The following is a 17,738-nucleotide window of genomic DNA, read 5'->3' on the forward strand; positions in this document are numbered from 1 at the left end:
CTCCCCGGCACTGGGTCGACGCTACTGGCTTTGGTTCCATGCCGCGCGGCTGGTAACTCATTGTGAGGTTACGCAGCGTGATTCTTCTGCGTCAAGCCGAATGGTCCACACCGACTCTTCCGTGGTATCGATGGCCGATTACGCCAAGGGGGTGATGCCGGGCGGTCCGCGCAGGCTGCTACGGTGGATGGCGCAAACCCGACGTCCTTTAAGATCCGTCCCGTGAGGCGGAGAAGGAGGTCCTTTTCGTATGGACATCCAAGCGTCCGATGCGCGGCCCGTTCTCGAAGGCCCCGACATCGCGCGGGTACTGACCCGCATCACCCACGAGATCGTCGAACGCGCCAAGGGCGCCGACGACGTGGTGCTCCTGGGGATTCCCACCCGAGGCGTCTTCCTTGCCCGGCGGCTCGCCGCCAAGCTCGAGGAGATCACCGACCGCAAGATCCCGGTCGGCTCGCTCGACATCACCATGTACCGCGACGACCTGCGCATGCACCCGCCGCGTGCGCTGGCCCGCACCGAGATCCCCGGTGACGGCATCGACGGCCGGCTGGTCGTCCTCGTCGACGACGTGCTCTTCTCCGGCCGCACCATCCGCGCCGCCCTCGACGCCCTGAACGACATCGGGCGCCCGCGCGCGGTCCAGCTCGCCGTCCTCGTCGACCGCGGCCACCGCGAACTGCCCATCCGCGCCGACTACGTCGGCAAGAACCTCCCCACGTCGCTGCGGGAGACGGTCAAGGTGCTGCTCGCCGAGGAGGACGGCCGGGACACCGTGCTGCTCGGTGTGAAGCAGACCCAGTAGCGGACCTGCGGCGCGTGCCGTCCCGGCGCGCCCCCGTCTGCCCGGAATCTCCCTACATACGTGAACTGCCTTACGGAGCCTGACAGATGCAGCGTCATCTCATCTCGGCCGCCGACCTCACCCGCGACGACGCCGTCCTGATCCTCGACACCGCCGAGGAGATGGCCCGGGTGGCCGACCGGCCCATCAAGAAACTGCCCACCCTGCGCGGCCGTACGATCGTCAACCTCTTCTTCGAGGACTCCACGCGCACGCGTATCTCCTTCGAGGCCGCCGAGAAGCGGCTCTCCGCGGACGTCATCAACTTCTCCGCCAAGGGCTCCAGTGTCTCCAAGGGCGAGTCCCTGAAGGACACCGCCCAGACGCTCGAAGCCATGGGCGTCGACGCCGTCGTCATCCGGCACGGCGCCTCCGGAGCGCCGTACCGCCTGGCCAACTCGGGCTGGATCGACGCGGCCGTCGTCAACGCGGGCGACGGCACCCACCAGCACCCCACCCAGGCGCTCCTCGACGCCTTCACCATGCGCCGCCGACTGGTCGGCCGGGACGCCGGGCTCGGCCAGGACCTCGCGGGCAGGCGCATCACCCTCGTCGGCGACGTCCTGCACAGCCGCGTCGCCCGCTCCAACGTCGACCTGCTGCACACCCTCGGCGCCGAGGTCACCGTGGTCGCCCCGCCCACCCTGATCCCGGTCGGCGTCGAGGCCTGGCCCTGCGAGGTGTCGTACGACCTCGACAGCACCCTGTCCAAGTCCGACGCGGTGATGATGCTGCGGGTGCAGCGCGAGCGGATGAACGCCGCGTTCTTCCCCACCGAGCGCGAGTACTCCCGGCGCTACGGCCTCGACGGCGACCGCATGGCGAAGATGCCCGAGCACGCCATCGTGATGCACCCCGGCCCGATGGTCCGCGGTATGGAGATCACCGCCGAGGTCGCCGACTCCCCGCGCTGCACCGTCGTCGAGCAGGTCACCAACGGCGTGTCCATCCGGATGGCCGTCCTCTACCTGCTCCTGGGCGGCAACGAACCCGCCGTCAGCCACGCCCGTACCACCGGTATCACCGAGGAGAAGTAAGAACCCATGAGCAAGATCCTGATCCGTGGTGCGAAGGTGCTCGGCGGCGAGCAGCAGGACGTCCTGATCGACGGCTCGCAGATCGCGGCGGTGGGCCAGGGGCTCTCGGCCGACGGCGCCGAGGTCGTCGCGGCCGCCGGCAAGGTGCTGCTGCCGGGTCTCGTCGACCTGCACACCCATCTGCGGGAGCCGGGCCGCGAGGACTCCGAGACGGTCCTGACGGGGACCAGGGCGGCCGCGAGCGGCGGTTACACGGCCGTCTTCGCCATGGCCAACACCTTCCCCGTCGCCGACACCGCCGGTGTCGTCGAGCAGGTCTACCGGCTCGGGCAGGAGCACGGCTACTGCGACGTCCAGCCGATCGGCGCCGTCACCGTCGGCCTGGAGGGCCGCAAGCTCGCGGAACTCGGCGCCATGCACGAGTCGGCGGCCGGGGTCACCGTCTTCTCCGACGACGGCAAGTGCGTGGACGACGCGGTGATCATGCGGCGCGCGCTGGAGTACGTGAAGGCGTTCGGGGGGGTCGTCGCCCAGCACGCGCAGGAGCCCCGGCTCACCGAGGGCGCGCAGATGAACGAGGGCGTCGTCTCCGCCGAGCTGGGCCTCGGCGGCTGGCCCGCGGTGGCCGAAGAATCGATCATCGCCCGGGATGTCCTGCTCGCCGAGCACGTCGGCTCCCGCGTCCACATCTGCCATCTGTCGACCGCCGGATCCGTCGAGATCGTCCGCTGGGCGAAGTCCCGGGGCATCGACGTCACCGCCGAGGTCACCCCGCACCACCTGCTCCTCACCGACGACCTGGTGCGCACCTACGACCCCGTCTACAAGGTCAACCCGCCGCTGCGCACCGAGCGCGACGTGCTCGCCCTGCGCGAGGCCCTCGCCGACGGCACCATCGACATCGTCGCCACCGACCACGCCCCGCACCCGCACGAGGACAAGGACTGCGAGTGGGCCGCCGCCGCCATGGGCATGGTCGGCCTGGAGACCGCGTTGTCAGTGGTCCAGGAGACGATGGTGGAGACAGGCCTGCTGGACTGGGCCGGGGTCGCCGAGCGCATGTCCTTCAAGCCCGCCGGGATCGGCCGGGCGAAGGGGCATGGGCGTCCCGTCTCGGCTGGTGAGCCCGCCAACCTCACGCTCGTCGACACGGCATACCGTGGGTCCGTGGACCCCGCGGGCTTCGCCTCGCGCAGCCGGAACACCCCGTACGAGGGGCGCGAGCTGCCGGGCCGTGTGACGCATACGTGGCTCCGGGGCAAGGCCACGCTCGTCGACGGGAAGCTCACGTGACATCTTCAGTACCACTGCTCACGGGTTTCACGGCCCTCGCGGCCGAGAAGGAATCGGCCCAGGTGACCGACTGGGCCGCGCGGATCGGCTGGGTGGTCGGCCTCGGTCTGTTCGTCGCCCTCGTCTACTGGCTGATGCGCGAGGGCTGGAAGTGGCGCGGCACGCTCCAGGGCGACATCCCCGAGCTGCCCGCCGCGCCTTCCCCGCCGGGTGAGGCGAGACTGACCGTGTTGTCGATGAGTGGCCGCTACCACGGCTCCACCACGGCGGGACAGTGGCTCGACCGCATCGTGGCGCACGGCCTCGGCACCCGCAGCCGCGTTGAGCTGACGCTCACGGACGCGGGACTTTACGTCGTACGCCCCGGCGCGACCGACTTCTTCGTCCCGGCCGCCGCGCTGCGCGAGGCCCTGCTCGGCAAGGGCATCGCAGGCAAGGTCCTCACCGAGGGCGGACTGCTCGTGGTGACCTGGGCGCACGGCGACCGGCTGATCGACTCCGGATTCCGCTCCGACCACGCGGCCGAGCACACCGAGTGGGTCGAGGCCATCAACTCCATGATCAAGAACAACACGACGGAAGGCGCCGAACGATGACGACCTCCACCAGGGGAACCGCTTTCGCAAGGAAGGCGCTTCCCGCCGTACTCGTCCTGGAGGACGGCCGCACCTTCCGCGGCCGTGCCTACGGGGCCGTGGGGGAGACCTTCGGCGAAGCGGTGTTCTCCACCGGGATGACCGGCTACCAGGAGACCCTGACCGATCCGTCCTACGACCGCCAGATCGTCGTCGCGACGGCCCCGCAGATCGGCAACACCGGCTGGAACGACGAGGACGACGAGTCGGCCCGCATCTGGGTCTCCGGCTACGTGGTCCGCGACCCCGCGCGCGTGCCGTCCAACTGGCGCGCCAAGCGCTCCCTGGACGACGAACTGGTCGCTCAGAACGTCGTCGGGATCTCCGGCATCGACACACGCGCGCTGACCCGTCATCTCCGCGAGCGCGGCTCCATGCGCGCCGGCATCTTCTCCGGCGAGGCCGTCGGTTCCGAGACCGAGCTCCTCGCGCGCGTGCAGGCCCAGCCGCACATGAAGGGCGCGAGCCTCTACGAGGAGGTCGCCACCAAGGAGGCGTACGTCGTCCCGGCGGTCGGTGCGAAGCGGTTCACGGTCGCGGCCGTCGACCTCGGCATCAAGGGGATGACACCGCACCGGATGGCCGAGCGAGGCATCGAGGTGCACGTCCTCCCGGCGACGGCGACCGAGGAGGACATCTACGCCGTCAGCCCCGACGGGGTCTTCTTCTCCAACGGTCCCGGTGACCCGGCCACGGCCGACGGCCCCGTGGCGCTCATGACGGCTGTCCTGAAGCGGAAGACGCCGCTGTTCGGCATCTGCTTCGGCAACCAGATCCTGGGCCGTGCCCTGGGCTTCGGCACGTACAAGCTGAAGTACGGCCACCGCGGCATCAACCAGCCGGTGCAGGACCGTACGACGGGCAAGGTCGAGGTCACCGCGCACAATCACGGCTTCGCCGTGGACGCGCCGCTCGACCAGGTCAGCGACACGACGTTCGGCCGCGCCGAGGTCTCCCACGTCTGCCTCAACGACAACGTGGTGGAGGGGCTGCAGCTGCTCGACCAGCCGGCCTTCTCCGTCCAGTACCACCCCGAAGCGGCAGCAGGCCCGCACGACGCCGCCTACCTGTTCGACCGCTTCGTATCCCTGATGGAGGCCCAGCGTGCCTAAGCGCACCGATATCCAGTCCGTCCTGGTCATCGGCTCGGGTCCGATCGTCATCGGGCAGGCCGCCGAGTTCGACTACTCCGGCACGCAGGCGTGCCGGGTGCTGCGGGCCGAGGGCCTGCGCGTGATCCTGGTCAACTCCAACCCGGCGACGATCATGACGGACCCGGAGATCGCCGACGCGACCTATGTCGAGCCGATCACCCCGGAGTTCGTCGAGAAGATCATCGCCAAGGAGCGGCCCGACACCCTGCTGCCCACCCTGGGCGGCCAGACGGCCCTCAACACGGCGATCTCGCTGCACGAGAACGGCGTCCTGGCGAAGTACGGCGTCGAGCTGATCGGCGCCAACGTCGAGGCGATCCACAAGGGTGAGGACCGCAACCTGTTCAAGGACGTCGTCGAGGCCGTCCGCGGCAAGATCGGGCACGGCGAGTCCGCCCGTTCCGTCATCTGCCACACCATGGACGAGGTCCTCGCGGGCGTCGGCGAACTCGGCGGCTACCCGGTCGTGGTGCGTCCCTCCTTCACCATGGGCGGCGCGGGTTCGGGTTTCGCTCACGACGAGGAGGAGCTGCGCCGCATCGCGGGGCAGGGCCTGACGCTCTCGCCGACCACGGAGGTGCTCCTTGAGGAGTCCATCCTGGGGTGGAAGGAGTACGAGCTGGAGCTGATGCGCGACAAGCACGACAACGTCGTGGTCGTGTGCTCCATCGAGAACTTCGACCCCATGGGTGTGCACACCGGTGACTCGATCACGGTGGCGCCGGCGATGACGCTGACCGACCGCGAGTACCAGATCCTGCGGGACATCGGCATCGCCGTGATCCGTGAGGTCGGTGTCGACACCGGCGGGTGCAACATCCAGTTCGCGGTGGACCCCGAGGACGGGCGGGTGATCGTGATCGAGATGAACCCGCGCGTGTCGCGTTCCTCGGCCCTCGCCTCCAAGGCGACCGGTTTCCCGATCGCCAAGATCGCGGCCAAGCTCGCCGTCGGTTACACCCTGGACGAGATCCCGAACGACATCACGCGCGAGACGCCGGCCTCCTTCGAGCCGACGCTCGACTACGTGGTCGTGAAGGCCCCGCGCTTCGCCTTCGAGAAGTTCCCGAGCGCCGACTCCACGCTGACCACGACCATGAAGTCGGTCGGCGAGGCCATGGCGATCGGCCGGAACTTCACCGAGGCGTTCCAGAAAGCCCTGCGGTCGCTGGAGAAGAAGGGCAGCCAGTTCACGTTCGTGGGCGAGCCCGGCGAGAAGTCTTCGTTGCTGGAGGAGTCCCGGCGCCCGACCGACGGCCGGATCAACACCGTCATGCAGGCCATCCGCGCGGGTGCCACCCCGGAGGAGGTCTTCGCGTTCACGAAGATCGACCCCTGGTTCGTCGACCAGCTCTTCCTCATCAAGGAGACGGCCGACGAGCTCGCCGCAGCCGACCGCCTGGACGCCGATCTGCTCGCCGAGGCCAAGCGGCACGGCTTCTCGGACCAGCAGATCGGTGAGATCCGGGGTCTGCGTGAGGACGTGGTGCGGGAGGTGCGGCACGCGCTGGGGGTGCGCCCGGTCTACAAGACGGTCGACACCTGCGCCGCCGAGTTCGCCGCGAAGACGCCGTATTTCTACTCCTCCTACGACGAGGAGAACGAGGTCGCGCCCCGGGAGAAGCCGGCCGTCATCATCCTGGGGTCGGGGCCGAACCGGATCGGGCAGGGCATCGAGTTCGACTACTCCTGCGTGCACGCCTCCTTCGCGCTGTCCGACGCCGGGTACGAGACGGTGATGGTCAACTGCAACCCGGAGACCGTCTCCACGGACTACGACACCTCCGACCGCCTGTACTTCGAGCCGCTGACCCTCGAGGACGTGCTGGAGATCGTCCACGCCGAGACGCAGGCCGGACCCGTCGCCGGAGTCATCGTCCAGCTCGGCGGGCAGACTCCGCTGGGTCTGGCGCAGGCGCTGAAGGACAACGGCGTGCCGATCGTCGGCACCCCGCCGGAGGCGATCCACGCGGCCGAGGACCGGGGCGCGTTCGGGCGGGTGCTGGCGGAAGCCGGTCTGCCGGCTCCGAAGCACGGGACCGCGACGACCTTCGCCGGCGCCAAGGCCATCGCGGACGAGATCGGCTACCCGGTCCTCGTACGGCCCTCCTACGTCCTCGGCGGGCGGGGCATGGAGATCGTCTACGACGAGACCCGGCTGGCCTCCTACATCGCCGAGTCGACCGAGATCAGCCCGACCCGGCCGGTCCTCGTCGACCGCTTCCTCGACGACGCCATCGAGATCGACGTCGACGCCCTCTACGACGGCCAGGAGCTGTACCTCGGCGGGGTGATGGAGCACATCGAGGAGGCCGGCATCCACTCCGGCGACTCGGCGTGCGCGCTGCCCCCGATCACCCTCGGCGGGCACGACATCAAGCGGCTGCGGGCCTCGACGGAGGCCATCGCGCGCGGGGTGGGGGTGCGCGGTCTGATCAACATCCAGTTCGCGATGGCCGGTGACATCCTCTACGTCCTGGAGGCCAACCCGCGCGCGTCCCGTACGGTCCCCTTCACGTCGAAGGCGACCGCGGTGCCGCTGGCCAAGGCCGCCGCGCGCATCTCCCTGGGCGCGACCGTCGCCGAACTGCGCGCCGAGGGGCTGCTCCCGGCGACCGGCGACGGCGGTGAGCTGCCGCTGGACGCGCCGATCTCCGTCAAGGAGGCCGTGATGCCGTGGAGCCGCTTCCGCGACACCTCCGGGCGCGGTGTGGACACCGTCCTGGGGCCGGAGATGCGCTCCACCGGTGAGGTGATGGGCATCGACTCCGTGTTCGGGACGGCGTATGCGAAGTCGCAGGCGGGCGCGTACGGGCCGCTGCCGACCAAGGGACGGGCGTTCATCTCCGTCGCCAACCGCGACAAACGCTCGATGATCTTCCCGGCGCGTGAACTGGTCGCCCACGGCTTCGAACTGCTCGCCACCTCCGGCACCGCCGAGGTCCTCAAGCGCAACGGGATCAACGCGACCGTGGTGCGCAAGCAGTCCGAGGGGACCGGGCCGAACGGGGAGAAGACCATCGTCCAGCTGGTGCACGACGGCGAGGTCGATCTGATCGTCAACACCCCCTACGGCACCGGTGGGCGGCTGGACGGGTACGAGATCCGTACGGCGGCCGTGGCGCGGTCCGTGCCCTGTCTGACCACGGTCCAGGCGCTCGCCGCCGCCGTCCAGGGCATCGACGCCCTCCACCACGGCGACGTGGGCGTCCGCTCACTCCAGGAACACGCACAACACCTGACCGCGGCCCGCGACTAGCAGCCAGGAGGGGGACACCGGAAACGGTGTCCCCCTCTTCATGAGGACACCTACATGTACAAGATCTTCTTCCGTCTGGTCTTCCGGCGGATGGACCCCGAGCAGGCCCACCACCTCGCCTTCCGCTGGATCAGGCTGGCCGTCCGGATCCCCGTGCTGCGTACCTTCCTGGCCGCCGCCCTCGCGCCCCGCCACAAGGAGCTGCGTACCGAGGCGTTCGGGCTGCGGATGCACGGTCCGTTCGGGCTCGCCGCCGGCTTCGACAAGAACGCGGTCGCGATCGACGGCATGTCGATGCTGGGCTTCGACCACGTAGAGATCGGCACGGTCACCGGGGAGCCGCAGCCGGGCAACCCCAGGAAGCGGCTCTTCCGGCTCGTGCCGGACCGGGCGCTCATCAACCGCATGGGCTTCAACAACGAGGGTTCGCTGGCCGTGGCCGCCCGGCTCGCCTCGCGTGAGCCGGTGTTCCGGACCGTCGTGGGCGTCAACATCGGCAAGACCAAGGTGGTCCCGGAGGCGGAGGCCGTCGGCGACTACGTGAAGTCGACCGAGCGGCTCGCGCCGTTCGCCGACTACCTGGTCGTGAACGTGTCGTCGCCGAACACGCCCGGGCTGCGCAACCTTCAGGCGACGGAGGCGCTGAGGCCGCTGCTGAGCGCCGTCCGCGAGGCCGCCGACCGTCGGGTGACGTCGCGACGCGTCCCGCTGCTCGTGAAGATCGCCCCGGACCTCGCAGACGAGGACGTGGACGCCGTCGCCGATCTGGCCGTCGAGCTGGGCCTGGACGGGATCATCGCCACGAACACCACGATCGCGCGCGAGGGACTCGGTCTGACATCCGATGCCTCGTTCGTGAAGGAGACCGGCGGGCTGTCCGGGGCGCCCCTCAAGGAGCGCTCCCTGGAGGTGCTGCGGCGTCTCTACGCGCGCGTGGGCGACCGGATCACCCTCGTGGGCGTCGGCGGCGTCCAGGACGCCGAGGACGCCTGGCAGCGCATCCTCGCCGGGGCCACGCTGGTGCAGGGCTACAGCGCCTTCATCTACGAAGGACCCTTCTGGGGCCGCGCCATCCACAAGGGGCTCGCCGCGCGGCTGCGCACGAGCCCGTACGCCACCCTCGCCGACGCGGTCGGCGCCGACGTGAGGAAGAACACTCCATGACCCTGGAGCCCTTCGGCGCGCGCCTGCGCCGCGCCATGGACGAGCGCGGCCCGCTCTGCGTCGGGATCGACCCGCACGCCTCCCTGCTCGCGGAGTGGGGCCTGAACGACGACGTGGCGGGCCTCGAGCGGTTCAGCCGCACGGTCGTCGAGGCCGTCGCCGACCGGGTCGCCGTGCTCAAGCCGCAGAGCGCGTTCTTCGAGCGGTTCGGCTCGCGCGGGATCGCCGTCCTGGAGACGTCGGTGCGGGAGGCGCGGGCCGCCGGCGCCCTGGTGGTCATGGACGCCAAGCGAGGCGACATCGGCTCGACCATGGCCGCGTACGCCGAGTCCTTCCTGCACAAGGACGCGCCGCTGTTCTCGGACGCGCTCACCGTCTCCCCGTTCCTCGGCTACGGCTCGCTCAGCCCTGCCGTCGCGCTGGCCAGGGAGAACGGTACGGGGCTGTTCGTGCTGGCGCTGACCTCCAACCCGGAGGGCGGCGAGGTCCAGCACGCGGTGCGGGCGGACGGCCGGGACGTCGGCGCGACCGTACTGGCCCACCTGGCCGCCGAGAACGCCGGGGAGGAGCCCCTGGGCTCCTTCGGGGCCGTCGTCGGCGCGACGCTCGGCGATCTCTCGTCGTACGACCTCGCCGTCAACGGTCCACTGCTCGCGCCCGGCGTCGGCGCGCAGGGGGCGACCCCGGCGGACCTTCCCCGGGTCTTCGGGGCCGCCTTGCGCAATGTCGTGCCGAACGTCAGCCGCGGGGTGTTGCGCCACGGTCCCGACGCGGTCGCGCTGCGTGACGCGGCGGAACGGTTCGCGGAGGAGATCCGGGTGGCGACGGCGTCCGCCTGAGCGCTCGTCCGCCGTCCCGTCCGACGCCGTTTCAAACCTCCGATGAGTGCGTCTCGGCCGGTCAGAGGCTGGATACATTCTCAAATCCGGGGCACTATGTCTGAAATATCCTGTACTGACAGAGGCTGACCAGGACTTTTCCTCTGTTCTCGCTGACTCGGGCGGACTTGGCCGCTAGTCTCCGAGCAGGGTGAACGGGCAAGCGTGTTGCTCGTGGCTCCCCAGGTGTGGGGCGACTAGGTTCCTCACCGGTCCGTATCCGACAGTTCGACATCCGAGGTGACGTAGGCGTGGCTCTTCCGCCCCTTACCCCCGAACAGCGCGCAGCCGCGCTCGAAAAGGCCGCCGCGGCTCGCCGGGAGCGGGCCGAGGTCAAGAATCGACTCAAGCACTCCGGCGCCTCCCTGCATGAGGTCATCAAGCAGGGTCAGGAGAACGACGTCATCGGCAAGATGAAGGTCTCCGCCCTGCTCGAGTCCCTGCCGGGCGTGGGCAAGGTCCGCGCCAAGCAGATCATGGAGCGGCTCGGCATCTCCGAGAGCCGCCGGGTGCGCGGTCTCGGTTCCAACCAGATCGCTTCCCTGGAGCGTGAGTTCGGCAGCACCGGCTCCTGATCCCGGGCTCGGCCGGGAGGGGAGTCCCGGGCACTCCGGGATTGCTGGAATAATCGCTGCATGGCTGCAACATTCCGGGGGACGACCCCCGAGCCCCCGGACGCACGTCCGCGGCTGACCGTGCTCTCCGGCCCCTCAGGGGTCGGTAAGAGCACGGTCGTCGCGCATATGCGCAAGGAACACCCCGAGGTCTGGCTCTCGGTGTCGGCGACGACCCGTAGGCCCCGCCCGGGTGAGAAGCACGGAGTCCACTACTTCTTCGTCTCCGACGACGAGATGGACAAGCTGATCGCCAACGGCGAGCTCCTCGAGTGGGCCGAGTTCGCGGGCAACCGCTACGGCACTCCGCGGACCGCGGTGCTGGAACGCCTGGAGGCGGGTGAACCCGTCCTCCTGGAGATCGACCTCCAGGGCGCCCGGCAGGTCCGTGAGTCCATGGCGGAGGCCCAGCTGGTGTTCCTGGCTCCGCCCTCCTGGGAGGAGCTGGTGCGCAGACTCACCGGGCGGGGCACCGAGCCGCCCGAGGTCATCGAGCGCCGGCTCGAGGCCGCGAAGATCGAACTCGCGGCCGAGCCGGAGTTCGACGTGACCCTGGTCAACACCTCCGTCGAGGATGTGGCGCGCGAGCTGCTAGCCTTGATGGATGTCGTGTGATCACGACTGTGTGATCAGGCTTGTGTGATCACGATCATTTTTTTCCCATCCATCGGAAGGTAGAGCGTGTCCTCTTCCATCTCCGCGCCCGAGGGCATCATCAACCCGCCGATCGACGAGCTCCTCGAGGCCACCGACTCGAAGTACAGCCTCGTGATCTACGCGGCCAAGCGGGCCCGCCAGATCAACGCGTACTACTCGCAGCTCGGCGAGGGCCTCCTCGAGTACGTCGGTCCGCTCGTGGACACCCACGTCCACGAGAAGCCGCTCTCCATCGCCCTCCGCGAGATCAACGCGGGGCTGCTGACCTCCGAGGCAATCGAAGGCCCGGCGCAGTAGTAGCAGTAGTACTTTCAGCTTTGTGCTGACTTTTCCACAGGCCCGGCAGCGCGACTGCCGGGCCTGTGGTGTGTCATGGGGTAGTACGTTTCCGAGGTGCGGGGAGAGACGGTGGACAAGCCGAAGGTCGTTCTGGGCGTCAGCGGGGGCATCGCCGCGTACAAAGCCTGTGAGCTGCTGCGCAGACTGACCGAGTCGGGCCACGACGTACGGGTGGTCCCCACCGCCGCCGCGCTGCACTTCGTCGGCGCCGCCACCTGGTCCGCCCTCTCCGGCAACCCGGTCTCCACCGAGGTCTGGGACGACGTCCAGGAGGTCCCGCACGTCCGCATCGGCCAGCACGCCGATCTGGTGGTCGTCGCCCCGGCCACCGCGGACATGCTCGCCAAGGCCGCCCACGGCCTCGCCGACGACCTCCTCACCAACACACTGCTCACGGCCCGCTGCCCGGTCGTCTTCGCCCCCGCGATGCACACCGAGATGTGGGAACACCCGGCGACCCAGGAGAACGTGGCCACGCTGCGCCGCCGGGGCGCCGTAGTGATCGAGCCGGCCGTCGGCCGCCTCACCGGCGTCGACACCGGCAAGGGCCGGCTGCCCGACCCCGCCGAGATCTTCGAGGTGTGCCGCCGGGTGCTGGCCCGGGGGGTGCGCGAACCCGACCTCGTCGGCCGGCACGTCGTGGTCAGCGCCGGTGGCACCCGCGAGCCGCTCGACCCGGTCCGCTTCCTCGGCAACCGCTCCTCCGGCAAGCAGGGTTACGCCCTCGCCCGCACCGCCGCCGCCCGTGGCGCCCGTGTCACCCTGATCGCCGCGAACACCGCCCTGCCCGACCCCGCCGGCGTCGACGTGGTGCGGATCGGTACGGCCGTACAGCTCCGCGAGGCCGTCCTGAAGGCGGCCTCGGACGCCGACGCGGTGGTGATGGCCGCCGCCGTGGCCGACTTCCGGCCGGAGACCTACGCGGCCGGAAAGATCAAGAAGAAGGACGGCCGGGACCCCGACCCCATCGTCCTCGTACGGAATCCGGACATCCTCGCGGAGATCTCAGCCGAACGGCCCCGCCCCGGTCAGGTGGTCGTCGGCTTCGCCGCGGAGACCGACGACGTCCTCGCCAACGGCCGGGCCAAGCTGCGGCGCAAGGGATGCGACCTGCTGGTGGTGAACGAGGTGGGGGAGCGCCGCACATTCGGCTCAGAGGAGAACGAGGCACTTGTGCTGGGTGCCGACGGAAGTGAGACCCCGGTGCCGCACGGCCCCAAGGAAGCCCTGGCCGAAATCGTGTGGGACCTGGTGACGATACGACTGACCTGACGGTTTGATGCGCATCGCCGTTCCCTCGCGGCTCGCTCGATTCGTGCGTGGCGACGCTGGCCAAGCACGCTCGGCATTCGGCAGAATGCCCGTGCCGCAGGTCACAGCACTCCCGAGAGGCGAGACAGGTGGGCCGGTGGTGGGGCTCGACGGATAAACTGTTCCCGGACGACGCCGGGCGCAGCTCCCGTCGCGTCCACCAATGATCAGCCAGCAGCCGCTGCAACCCCAGGGAGCGTTGTGTCCCGTCGCCTGTTCACCTCGGAGTCTGTGACCGAAGGTCACCCCGACAAGATCGCTGACCAGATCAGTGACACCATTCTCGACGCCCTCCTGCGCGAGGACCCGACCTCCCGGGTCGCGGTCGAGACCCTGATCACGACCGGTCTGGTGCATGTGGCCGGTGAGGTCACCACCAAGGCGTACGCGCCGATCCCCCAGCTCGTCCGGGACAAGATCCTCGACATCGGCTACGACTCCTCGAAGAAGGGCTTCGACGGCGCCTCCTGCGGCGTGTCGGTGTCCATCGGCGCGCAGTCCCCGGACATCGCGCAGGGCGTCGACACCGCGTACGAGTCCCGGGTCGAGGGCGATGACGACGAGCTCGACAAGCAGGGCGCCGGCGACCAGGGCCTGATGTTCGGCTACGCCTCCGACGAGACGCCGACCCTGATGCCGCTCCCGATCTTCCTGGCGCACCGCCTCTCCAAGCGCCTGTCGGACGTCCGCAAGAACGGGACCATCCCCTACCTGCGCCCCGACGGCAAGACCCAGGTCACCATCGAGTACGACGGCGACAAGGCCGTCCGCCTCGACACCGTCGTCGTCTCCTCGCAGCACGCGAGCGACATCGACCTGGAGTCCCTGCTGGCCCCCGACATCCGCGAGTTCGTCGTGGAGGTCGAGCTGAAGGCGCTGCTCGACGAGGGCATCAAGCTCGACACCGAGAACTACCGCCTGCTGGTCAACCCGACCGGCCGCTTCGAGATCGGCGGCCCGATGGGCGACGCCGGCCTCACCGGACGCAAGATCATCATTGACACCTACGGCGGTATGGCCCGCCACGGTGGCGGCGCGTTCTCCGGCAAGGACCCGTCCAAGGTGGACCGTTCGGCGGCGTACGCGATGCGCTGGGTCGCCAAGAACGTGGTCGCCGCAGGTCTGGCCGCCCGCTGCGAGGTCCAGGTGGCCTACGCGATCGGCAAGGCCGAGCCGGTCGGTCTGTTCGTCGAGACCTTCGGCACCAACAAGGTCGAGACCGAGAAGATCGAGAAGGCCATCGACGAGGTCTTCGACCTGCGTCCGGCCGCCATCATCCGCGACCTCGACCTGCTGCGCCCGATCTACGCCCAGACCGCCGCGTACGGCCACTTCGGCCGTGAGCTGCCCGACTTCACCTGGGAGCGCACGGACCGGGTGGACGCGCTGCGCAAGGCCGCGGGGCTGTAGACCGCGGACGTAGAACCGTAGAACACACGACGGCGGCTCCCAGGAGCCGCCGTCGTGGTGCGTGGTCACGCCTTCTGGGTCTCCGCCGAGGGCGCGGCGAGGTAGGCGCGGCGGTCGGGGGCGCGGTCGGTGAAGTGGCTCGCGTGGAGCCGATGTCAGTGGCGTTTGGTAAGAATGCAGGCGTGAGCAGCGAGAACGAGCAGGGGGGCGGTGGCGCGGGCGGATCGGGCGCGCCGCCGGAGCAGCTCGCGCTGATCCGGGAGAGCGTGCGCCGGGCCAAGGCACCCCGGGCCAAGCCGCGGACCTGGCGGGGAGCCGAGCTGGCCGAGGAGCTGCCGGTCGCGCGGGTCCTCGTCGACAAGGGCGTGCTCCATCTCGACCGGTACTTCGACTACGCCGTGCCCGCCGAGCTGGACGCCGACGCACAGCCCGGAGTCCGGGTGCGGGTGCGGTTCGGCGCCGGGCGGGGCCGCGTGCGCGAGGGGCGGCGCGAGGGCGGCGGCCTCATCGACGGCTTCCTCGTCGAGCGGCTCGCCACGTCCGACTACTCGGGGCCGCTGGCCGCGCTCGCCCAGGTCGTGTCGCCCGAGCGGGTGCTGAGCCCCGAACTCCTGGGGCTGGCACGCGCCGTCGCAGACCGGTACGCCGGGAGTCTGGCGGATGTGCTCCAGCTGGCCGTCCCGCCGCGCAACGCGCGCGCGGAGCAGCGCCCCTCACCCGAACCGCTGCCCCCGCCTCCGGTGCCGGCGGCCGGGACCTGGGAGCGGTACGAGCGGGGGGACGCGTTTCTCCAGTCACTGGCCTCGGGGGGCGCACCGCGCGCGGTGTGGAACGCGCTGCCCGGTCCCGGGTGGAGCGAGGAGCTGGCGCGGGCCGTGGCCTCGACGCTCGCCTCGGGACGCGGCGCGCTCGTGGTCGTACCGGACGGACGGGTCGCCGCGCGGGTCGACGCCGCGCTGACCGAGTTGCTGGGGGAGGGGCGGCACGCGCTGCTGACGGCGGACGCGGGGCCGGAGAAGCGGTACCGGGAGTGGCTCGCCGTGCGGCGGGGAAGCGTGCGCGCCGTGGTCGGGACCCGGGCCGCCATGTTCGCCCCGGTACGGGACCTCGGTCTCGTCGCCCTCTGGGACGACGGGGACGACAGCCACAGCGAGCAGCACGCCCCGCAGCCCCATGCGCGGGAGGTGCTGCTGCTGAGGGCGGCGCAGGACGGGTGCGCGTTCCTGCTGGGGGGCTGGAGCTGCTCGGTGGAGGGCACGCAGCTGGTGGAGAGCGGGTGGGCGCGTCCGCTGGTCGCGTCCAGGGAACAGGTACGCCAGGCCGCGCCCCTGGTGCGGACGGTGGGAGACCAGGACCTCGCCCGGGACGAGGCCGCGCGGGCGGCCCGACTGCCCACCCTTGCCTGGCAGGCGGTCCGGGACGGGCTGCGGCACGGGCCCGTGCTGGTGCAGGTGCCGCGACGGGGATACGTGCCGCGGATGGCGTGCGTGCAGTGCCGGGCCGCCGCCCGGTGCCGGCACTGCTCCGGGCCGCTGGAGGCGCGGGACGGCGGGGCGTTGTGGTGCGGGTGGTGCGGGCGTGAGGAGAGCGCCTGGCACTGCCCGGAGTGCGGGTCGGTCCGGTTGCGGGCACAGGTCGTCGGGGCGCGCCGGACCGCCGAGGAGCTGGGGCGGGCGTTTCCGGCGGTGCCCGTGCGGACCTCCGGGCGGGAGCATGTGCTGGACACCGTGCCCGCGACGCCCGCGCTGGTCGTGAGCACACCGGGGGCCGAGCCGGTCGCCGAGGGCGGGTACGCGGCGGCGCTGCTGCTGGACGGCTGGGCGATGCTCGGGCGGCCCGATCTGCGGGCCGGCGAGGACGCGCTGCGCCGTTGGATCGCGGCGGCGGCGCTGGTACGGCCGCAAGGGGAGGGCGGGACGGTGGTCGTCGTCGCCGAGCCGACGCTGCGGCCCGTGCAGGCGCTGGTGCGGTGGGATCCCGTGGGGCACGCGCTGCGGGAGCTCGCCGAGCGGGCGGAGCTGGGGTTCCCGCCGGTGTCGCGGATGGCCTCGGTGTCGGGGACGGCGGAGGCGGTGGCCGCGTTCCTGGGGGCGGTGGAACTGCCTCGGGAGGCGGAGGTGCTGGGGCCGGTGCCGGTGCCCGTCACACCGCCGGGGCGACCGCGGCGGGCCGGGGGGCCGCCGCCGGGGGAGCAGTGGGAGCGGGCGCTGATCCGGGTGCCGCCGGGCCGGGGCGCCGCGCTGGCCGGGGCGTTGAAGGCGGCACAGGCGGCTCGGATGGCTCAGGGGAGCCGGGGGGGCCGGGGAGGCCGGGGGACCCAGGGGAGCCGTGGTGGGGAGGAGAGTGTCTGGGTACGGATCGATCCGGCGGACATCGGGTGAGGGGCGGCGGGGCGGGCACCATGCGGCTGCCCTCTCGGGCAGGTGCCTAGAGGGCAGGTGCCGAGAGGGCAGGAGTGGGGGCGTGGCGCGTCAGCCGTTGCGGGGGGCGGGGAACGCGGTCGGTCTTGCCTCGTCGCGCAGGGCCTGGCTGCCCGCCGTCGGCTGGGTCGGCATGGAGCGGGCGGCGGGGACGGTGGGAACCGTGGGGATGCCCGTGTTCACGCTGACCGTGCGGGGGCCGGTCGGCTCCGGCGCCCGTTCGGCCTCGGCGCTGGGCGGCGGGGCGGTGGTGGCGCGGCGGGCGCCGTAGCGGCGGTGGACGGCCTGCTTGGTGACTCCCAGCGCGGAGCCCACCGCGTCCCACGAGAAGCCGAGCGAACGGTCGAAGTCCACCGCGGCGGTGACCAGGGTCTCGACGCTGTCCCGGAGTTCCTGGGCGAGGCGGACCGTGGGAGCGGGGGCGCGTCCGTAGACGACGAAACCGGCGGCGGGGCCGGAGCGGCGCGGGCGGTAGACGTTGCCCAGTTGGGCGGTGAGGGTGCGGAGTGCGTCCACCTGCCGGCGGACCCGCTCGATGTCCCGCACCAGCAAGTGCAGGCTGGCCCGGGCCTGGGCGTCGTGGGTTGCATGGTCGGCCATGAACAAGCCTCTCGAACCGGCGTTGAAAGAGAAGGGAAGTCAACTCGTTCTTGACAACGCGGGTTTGCTCCGCTGGTCACGGTGTGGGGGCGTATGGGCATATGCGTACGCCCCCTCGGG

General features: G+C 70.8%; 15 protein-coding genes. 14 read left to right on the forward strand and 1 reads right to left on the reverse strand.

What is annotated here, in order from left to right; translation table 11 throughout:
- Positions 1-250 precede the first annotated feature (250 nt).
- The 14 genes from pyrR (at position 251) to ACFPIH_RS34580 (ending at position 16,979) form a co-directional block, all read left to right on the forward strand.
- Entirely contained in the window at positions 251-808 is a 558-nt protein-coding gene (pyrR, locus tag ACFPIH_RS34515; RefSeq protein WP_381181399.1) for a bifunctional pyr operon transcriptional regulator/uracil phosphoribosyltransferase PyrR, read from the forward strand.
- Positions 809-894: 86 nt separating this feature from the next.
- A complete protein-coding gene (locus ACFPIH_RS34520) occupies positions 895-1,884 on the forward strand; it encodes an aspartate carbamoyltransferase catalytic subunit (protein WP_381181397.1) in 990 nt (329 codons plus the stop codon).
- A gap of 6 nt (positions 1,885-1,890) precedes the next feature.
- Positions 1,891-3,177: a dihydroorotase gene (locus tag ACFPIH_RS34525; protein ID WP_381181395.1), complete on the forward strand. Its 1,287-nt coding sequence runs from the start codon at positions 1,891-1,893 to the stop codon at positions 3,175-3,177.
- A complete protein-coding gene (locus ACFPIH_RS34530; RefSeq protein WP_381181393.1) occupies positions 3,174-3,773 on the forward strand; it encodes a PH-like domain-containing protein in 600 nt (199 codons plus the stop codon). The genes ACFPIH_RS34525 and ACFPIH_RS34530 overlap by 4 nt, the downstream gene beginning before the upstream one ends.
- Entirely contained in the window at positions 3,770-4,924 is a 1,155-nt protein-coding gene (gene carA / locus ACFPIH_RS34535) for a glutamine-hydrolyzing carbamoyl-phosphate synthase small subunit (RefSeq protein ID WP_381181391.1), read from the forward strand. Before ACFPIH_RS34530 ends, carA begins: the two co-directional genes overlap by 4 nt.
- Positions 4,917-8,225, forward strand: coding sequence for a carbamoyl-phosphate synthase large subunit (carB, locus tag ACFPIH_RS34540; RefSeq protein ID WP_381181389.1), 3,309 nt, complete (start codon positions 4,917-4,919; stop codon positions 8,223-8,225). Before carA ends, carB begins: the two co-directional genes overlap by 8 nt.
- Before the next feature lie 54 nt (positions 8,226-8,279).
- Positions 8,280-9,389 (forward strand): quinone-dependent dihydroorotate dehydrogenase, encoded by a 1,110-nt coding sequence (locus ACFPIH_RS34545; RefSeq protein ID WP_381181387.1) that lies wholly within the window; start codon positions 8,280-8,282, stop codon positions 9,387-9,389.
- Positions 9,386-10,228, forward strand: a complete 843-nt coding sequence (gene pyrF, locus ACFPIH_RS34550; protein ID WP_381181385.1) for an orotidine-5'-phosphate decarboxylase — start codon at positions 9,386-9,388, stop codon at positions 10,226-10,228. The genes ACFPIH_RS34545 and pyrF overlap by 4 nt, the downstream gene beginning before the upstream one ends.
- A gap of 290 nt (positions 10,229-10,518) precedes the next feature.
- Positions 10,519-10,842: an integration host factor gene (locus ACFPIH_RS34555; protein ID WP_003977346.1), complete on the forward strand. Its 324-nt coding sequence runs from the start codon at positions 10,519-10,521 to the stop codon at positions 10,840-10,842.
- A gap of 60 nt (positions 10,843-10,902) precedes the next feature.
- Positions 10,903-11,496 carry a guanylate kinase gene (gene gmk, locus ACFPIH_RS34560; RefSeq protein ID WP_381181384.1) on the forward strand — a complete coding sequence of 198 codons (594 nt, stop codon included), beginning with the start codon at positions 10,903-10,905 and terminating at the stop codon, positions 11,494-11,496.
- Between the two features lie 66 nt (positions 11,497-11,562).
- Positions 11,563-11,835, forward strand: coding sequence for a DNA-directed RNA polymerase subunit omega (gene rpoZ, locus ACFPIH_RS34565; RefSeq protein WP_003977348.1), 273 nt, complete (start codon positions 11,563-11,565; stop codon positions 11,833-11,835).
- 111 nt (positions 11,836-11,946) lie between these two features.
- Complete coding sequence (gene coaBC / locus ACFPIH_RS34570) at positions 11,947-13,149, forward strand: bifunctional phosphopantothenoylcysteine decarboxylase/phosphopantothenate--cysteine ligase CoaBC (RefSeq protein WP_381181382.1); 1,203 nt, start codon at positions 11,947-11,949, stop codon at positions 13,147-13,149.
- 240 nt (positions 13,150-13,389) lie between these two features.
- On the forward strand, positions 13,390-14,598 hold the full coding sequence (metK, locus tag ACFPIH_RS34575) for a methionine adenosyltransferase (RefSeq protein WP_381181380.1): 1,209 nt from the start codon (positions 13,390-13,392) through the stop codon (positions 14,596-14,598).
- Between the two features lie 182 nt (positions 14,599-14,780).
- The gene (locus ACFPIH_RS34580; protein ID WP_381181378.1) at positions 14,781-16,979 is read left to right on the forward strand and encodes a primosomal protein N'; all 2,199 of its coding nucleotides are present in this window, start codon (positions 14,781-14,783) and stop codon (positions 16,977-16,979) included.
- Between the two features lie 90 nt (positions 16,980-17,069).
- Here ACFPIH_RS34580 and ACFPIH_RS34585 read toward each other — a convergent pair whose 3' ends face one another.
- A complete protein-coding gene (locus tag ACFPIH_RS34585) occupies positions 17,070-17,618 on the reverse strand; it encodes a hypothetical protein (protein WP_381181376.1) in 549 nt (182 codons plus the stop codon).
- Between the last annotated feature and the right edge of the window lie 120 nt (positions 17,619-17,738).

It is taken from the genome of Streptomyces vulcanius (assembly GCF_042653945.1).
GTDB classification, from domain to species: domain Bacteria; phylum Actinomycetota; class Actinomycetes; order Streptomycetales; family Streptomycetaceae; genus Streptomyces; species Streptomyces mangrovi.

What these genes read in the sequence shown, in the direction of transcription:
- pyrR (WP_381181399.1), top strand. Translation starts at nt 251, where the DNA reads ATGGACATCCAAGCGTCCGATGCGCGGCCCGTTCTCGAAGGCCCCGAC.
- ACFPIH_RS34520 (WP_381181397.1), top strand. Translation starts at nt 895, where the DNA reads ATGCAGCGTCATCTCATCTCGGCCGCCGACCTCACCCGCGACGACGCC.
- ACFPIH_RS34525 (WP_381181395.1), top strand. Translation starts at nt 1,891, where the DNA reads ATGAGCAAGATCCTGATCCGTGGTGCGAAGGTGCTCGGCGGCGAGCAG.
- carA (WP_381181391.1), top strand. Translation starts at nt 3,770, where the DNA reads ATGACGACCTCCACCAGGGGAACCGCTTTCGCAAGGAAGGCGCTTCCC.
- ACFPIH_RS34545 (WP_381181387.1), top strand. Translation starts at nt 8,280, where the DNA reads ATGTACAAGATCTTCTTCCGTCTGGTCTTCCGGCGGATGGACCCCGAG.
- pyrF (WP_381181385.1), top strand. Translation starts at nt 9,386, where the DNA reads ATGACCCTGGAGCCCTTCGGCGCGCGCCTGCGCCGCGCCATGGACGAG.
- gmk (WP_381181384.1), top strand. Translation starts at nt 10,903, where the DNA reads ATGGCTGCAACATTCCGGGGGACGACCCCCGAGCCCCCGGACGCACGT.
- ACFPIH_RS34585 (WP_381181376.1), bottom strand. Translation starts at nt 17,618, where the DNA reads ATGGCCGACCATGCAACCCACGACGCCCAGGCCCGGGCCAGCCTGCAC.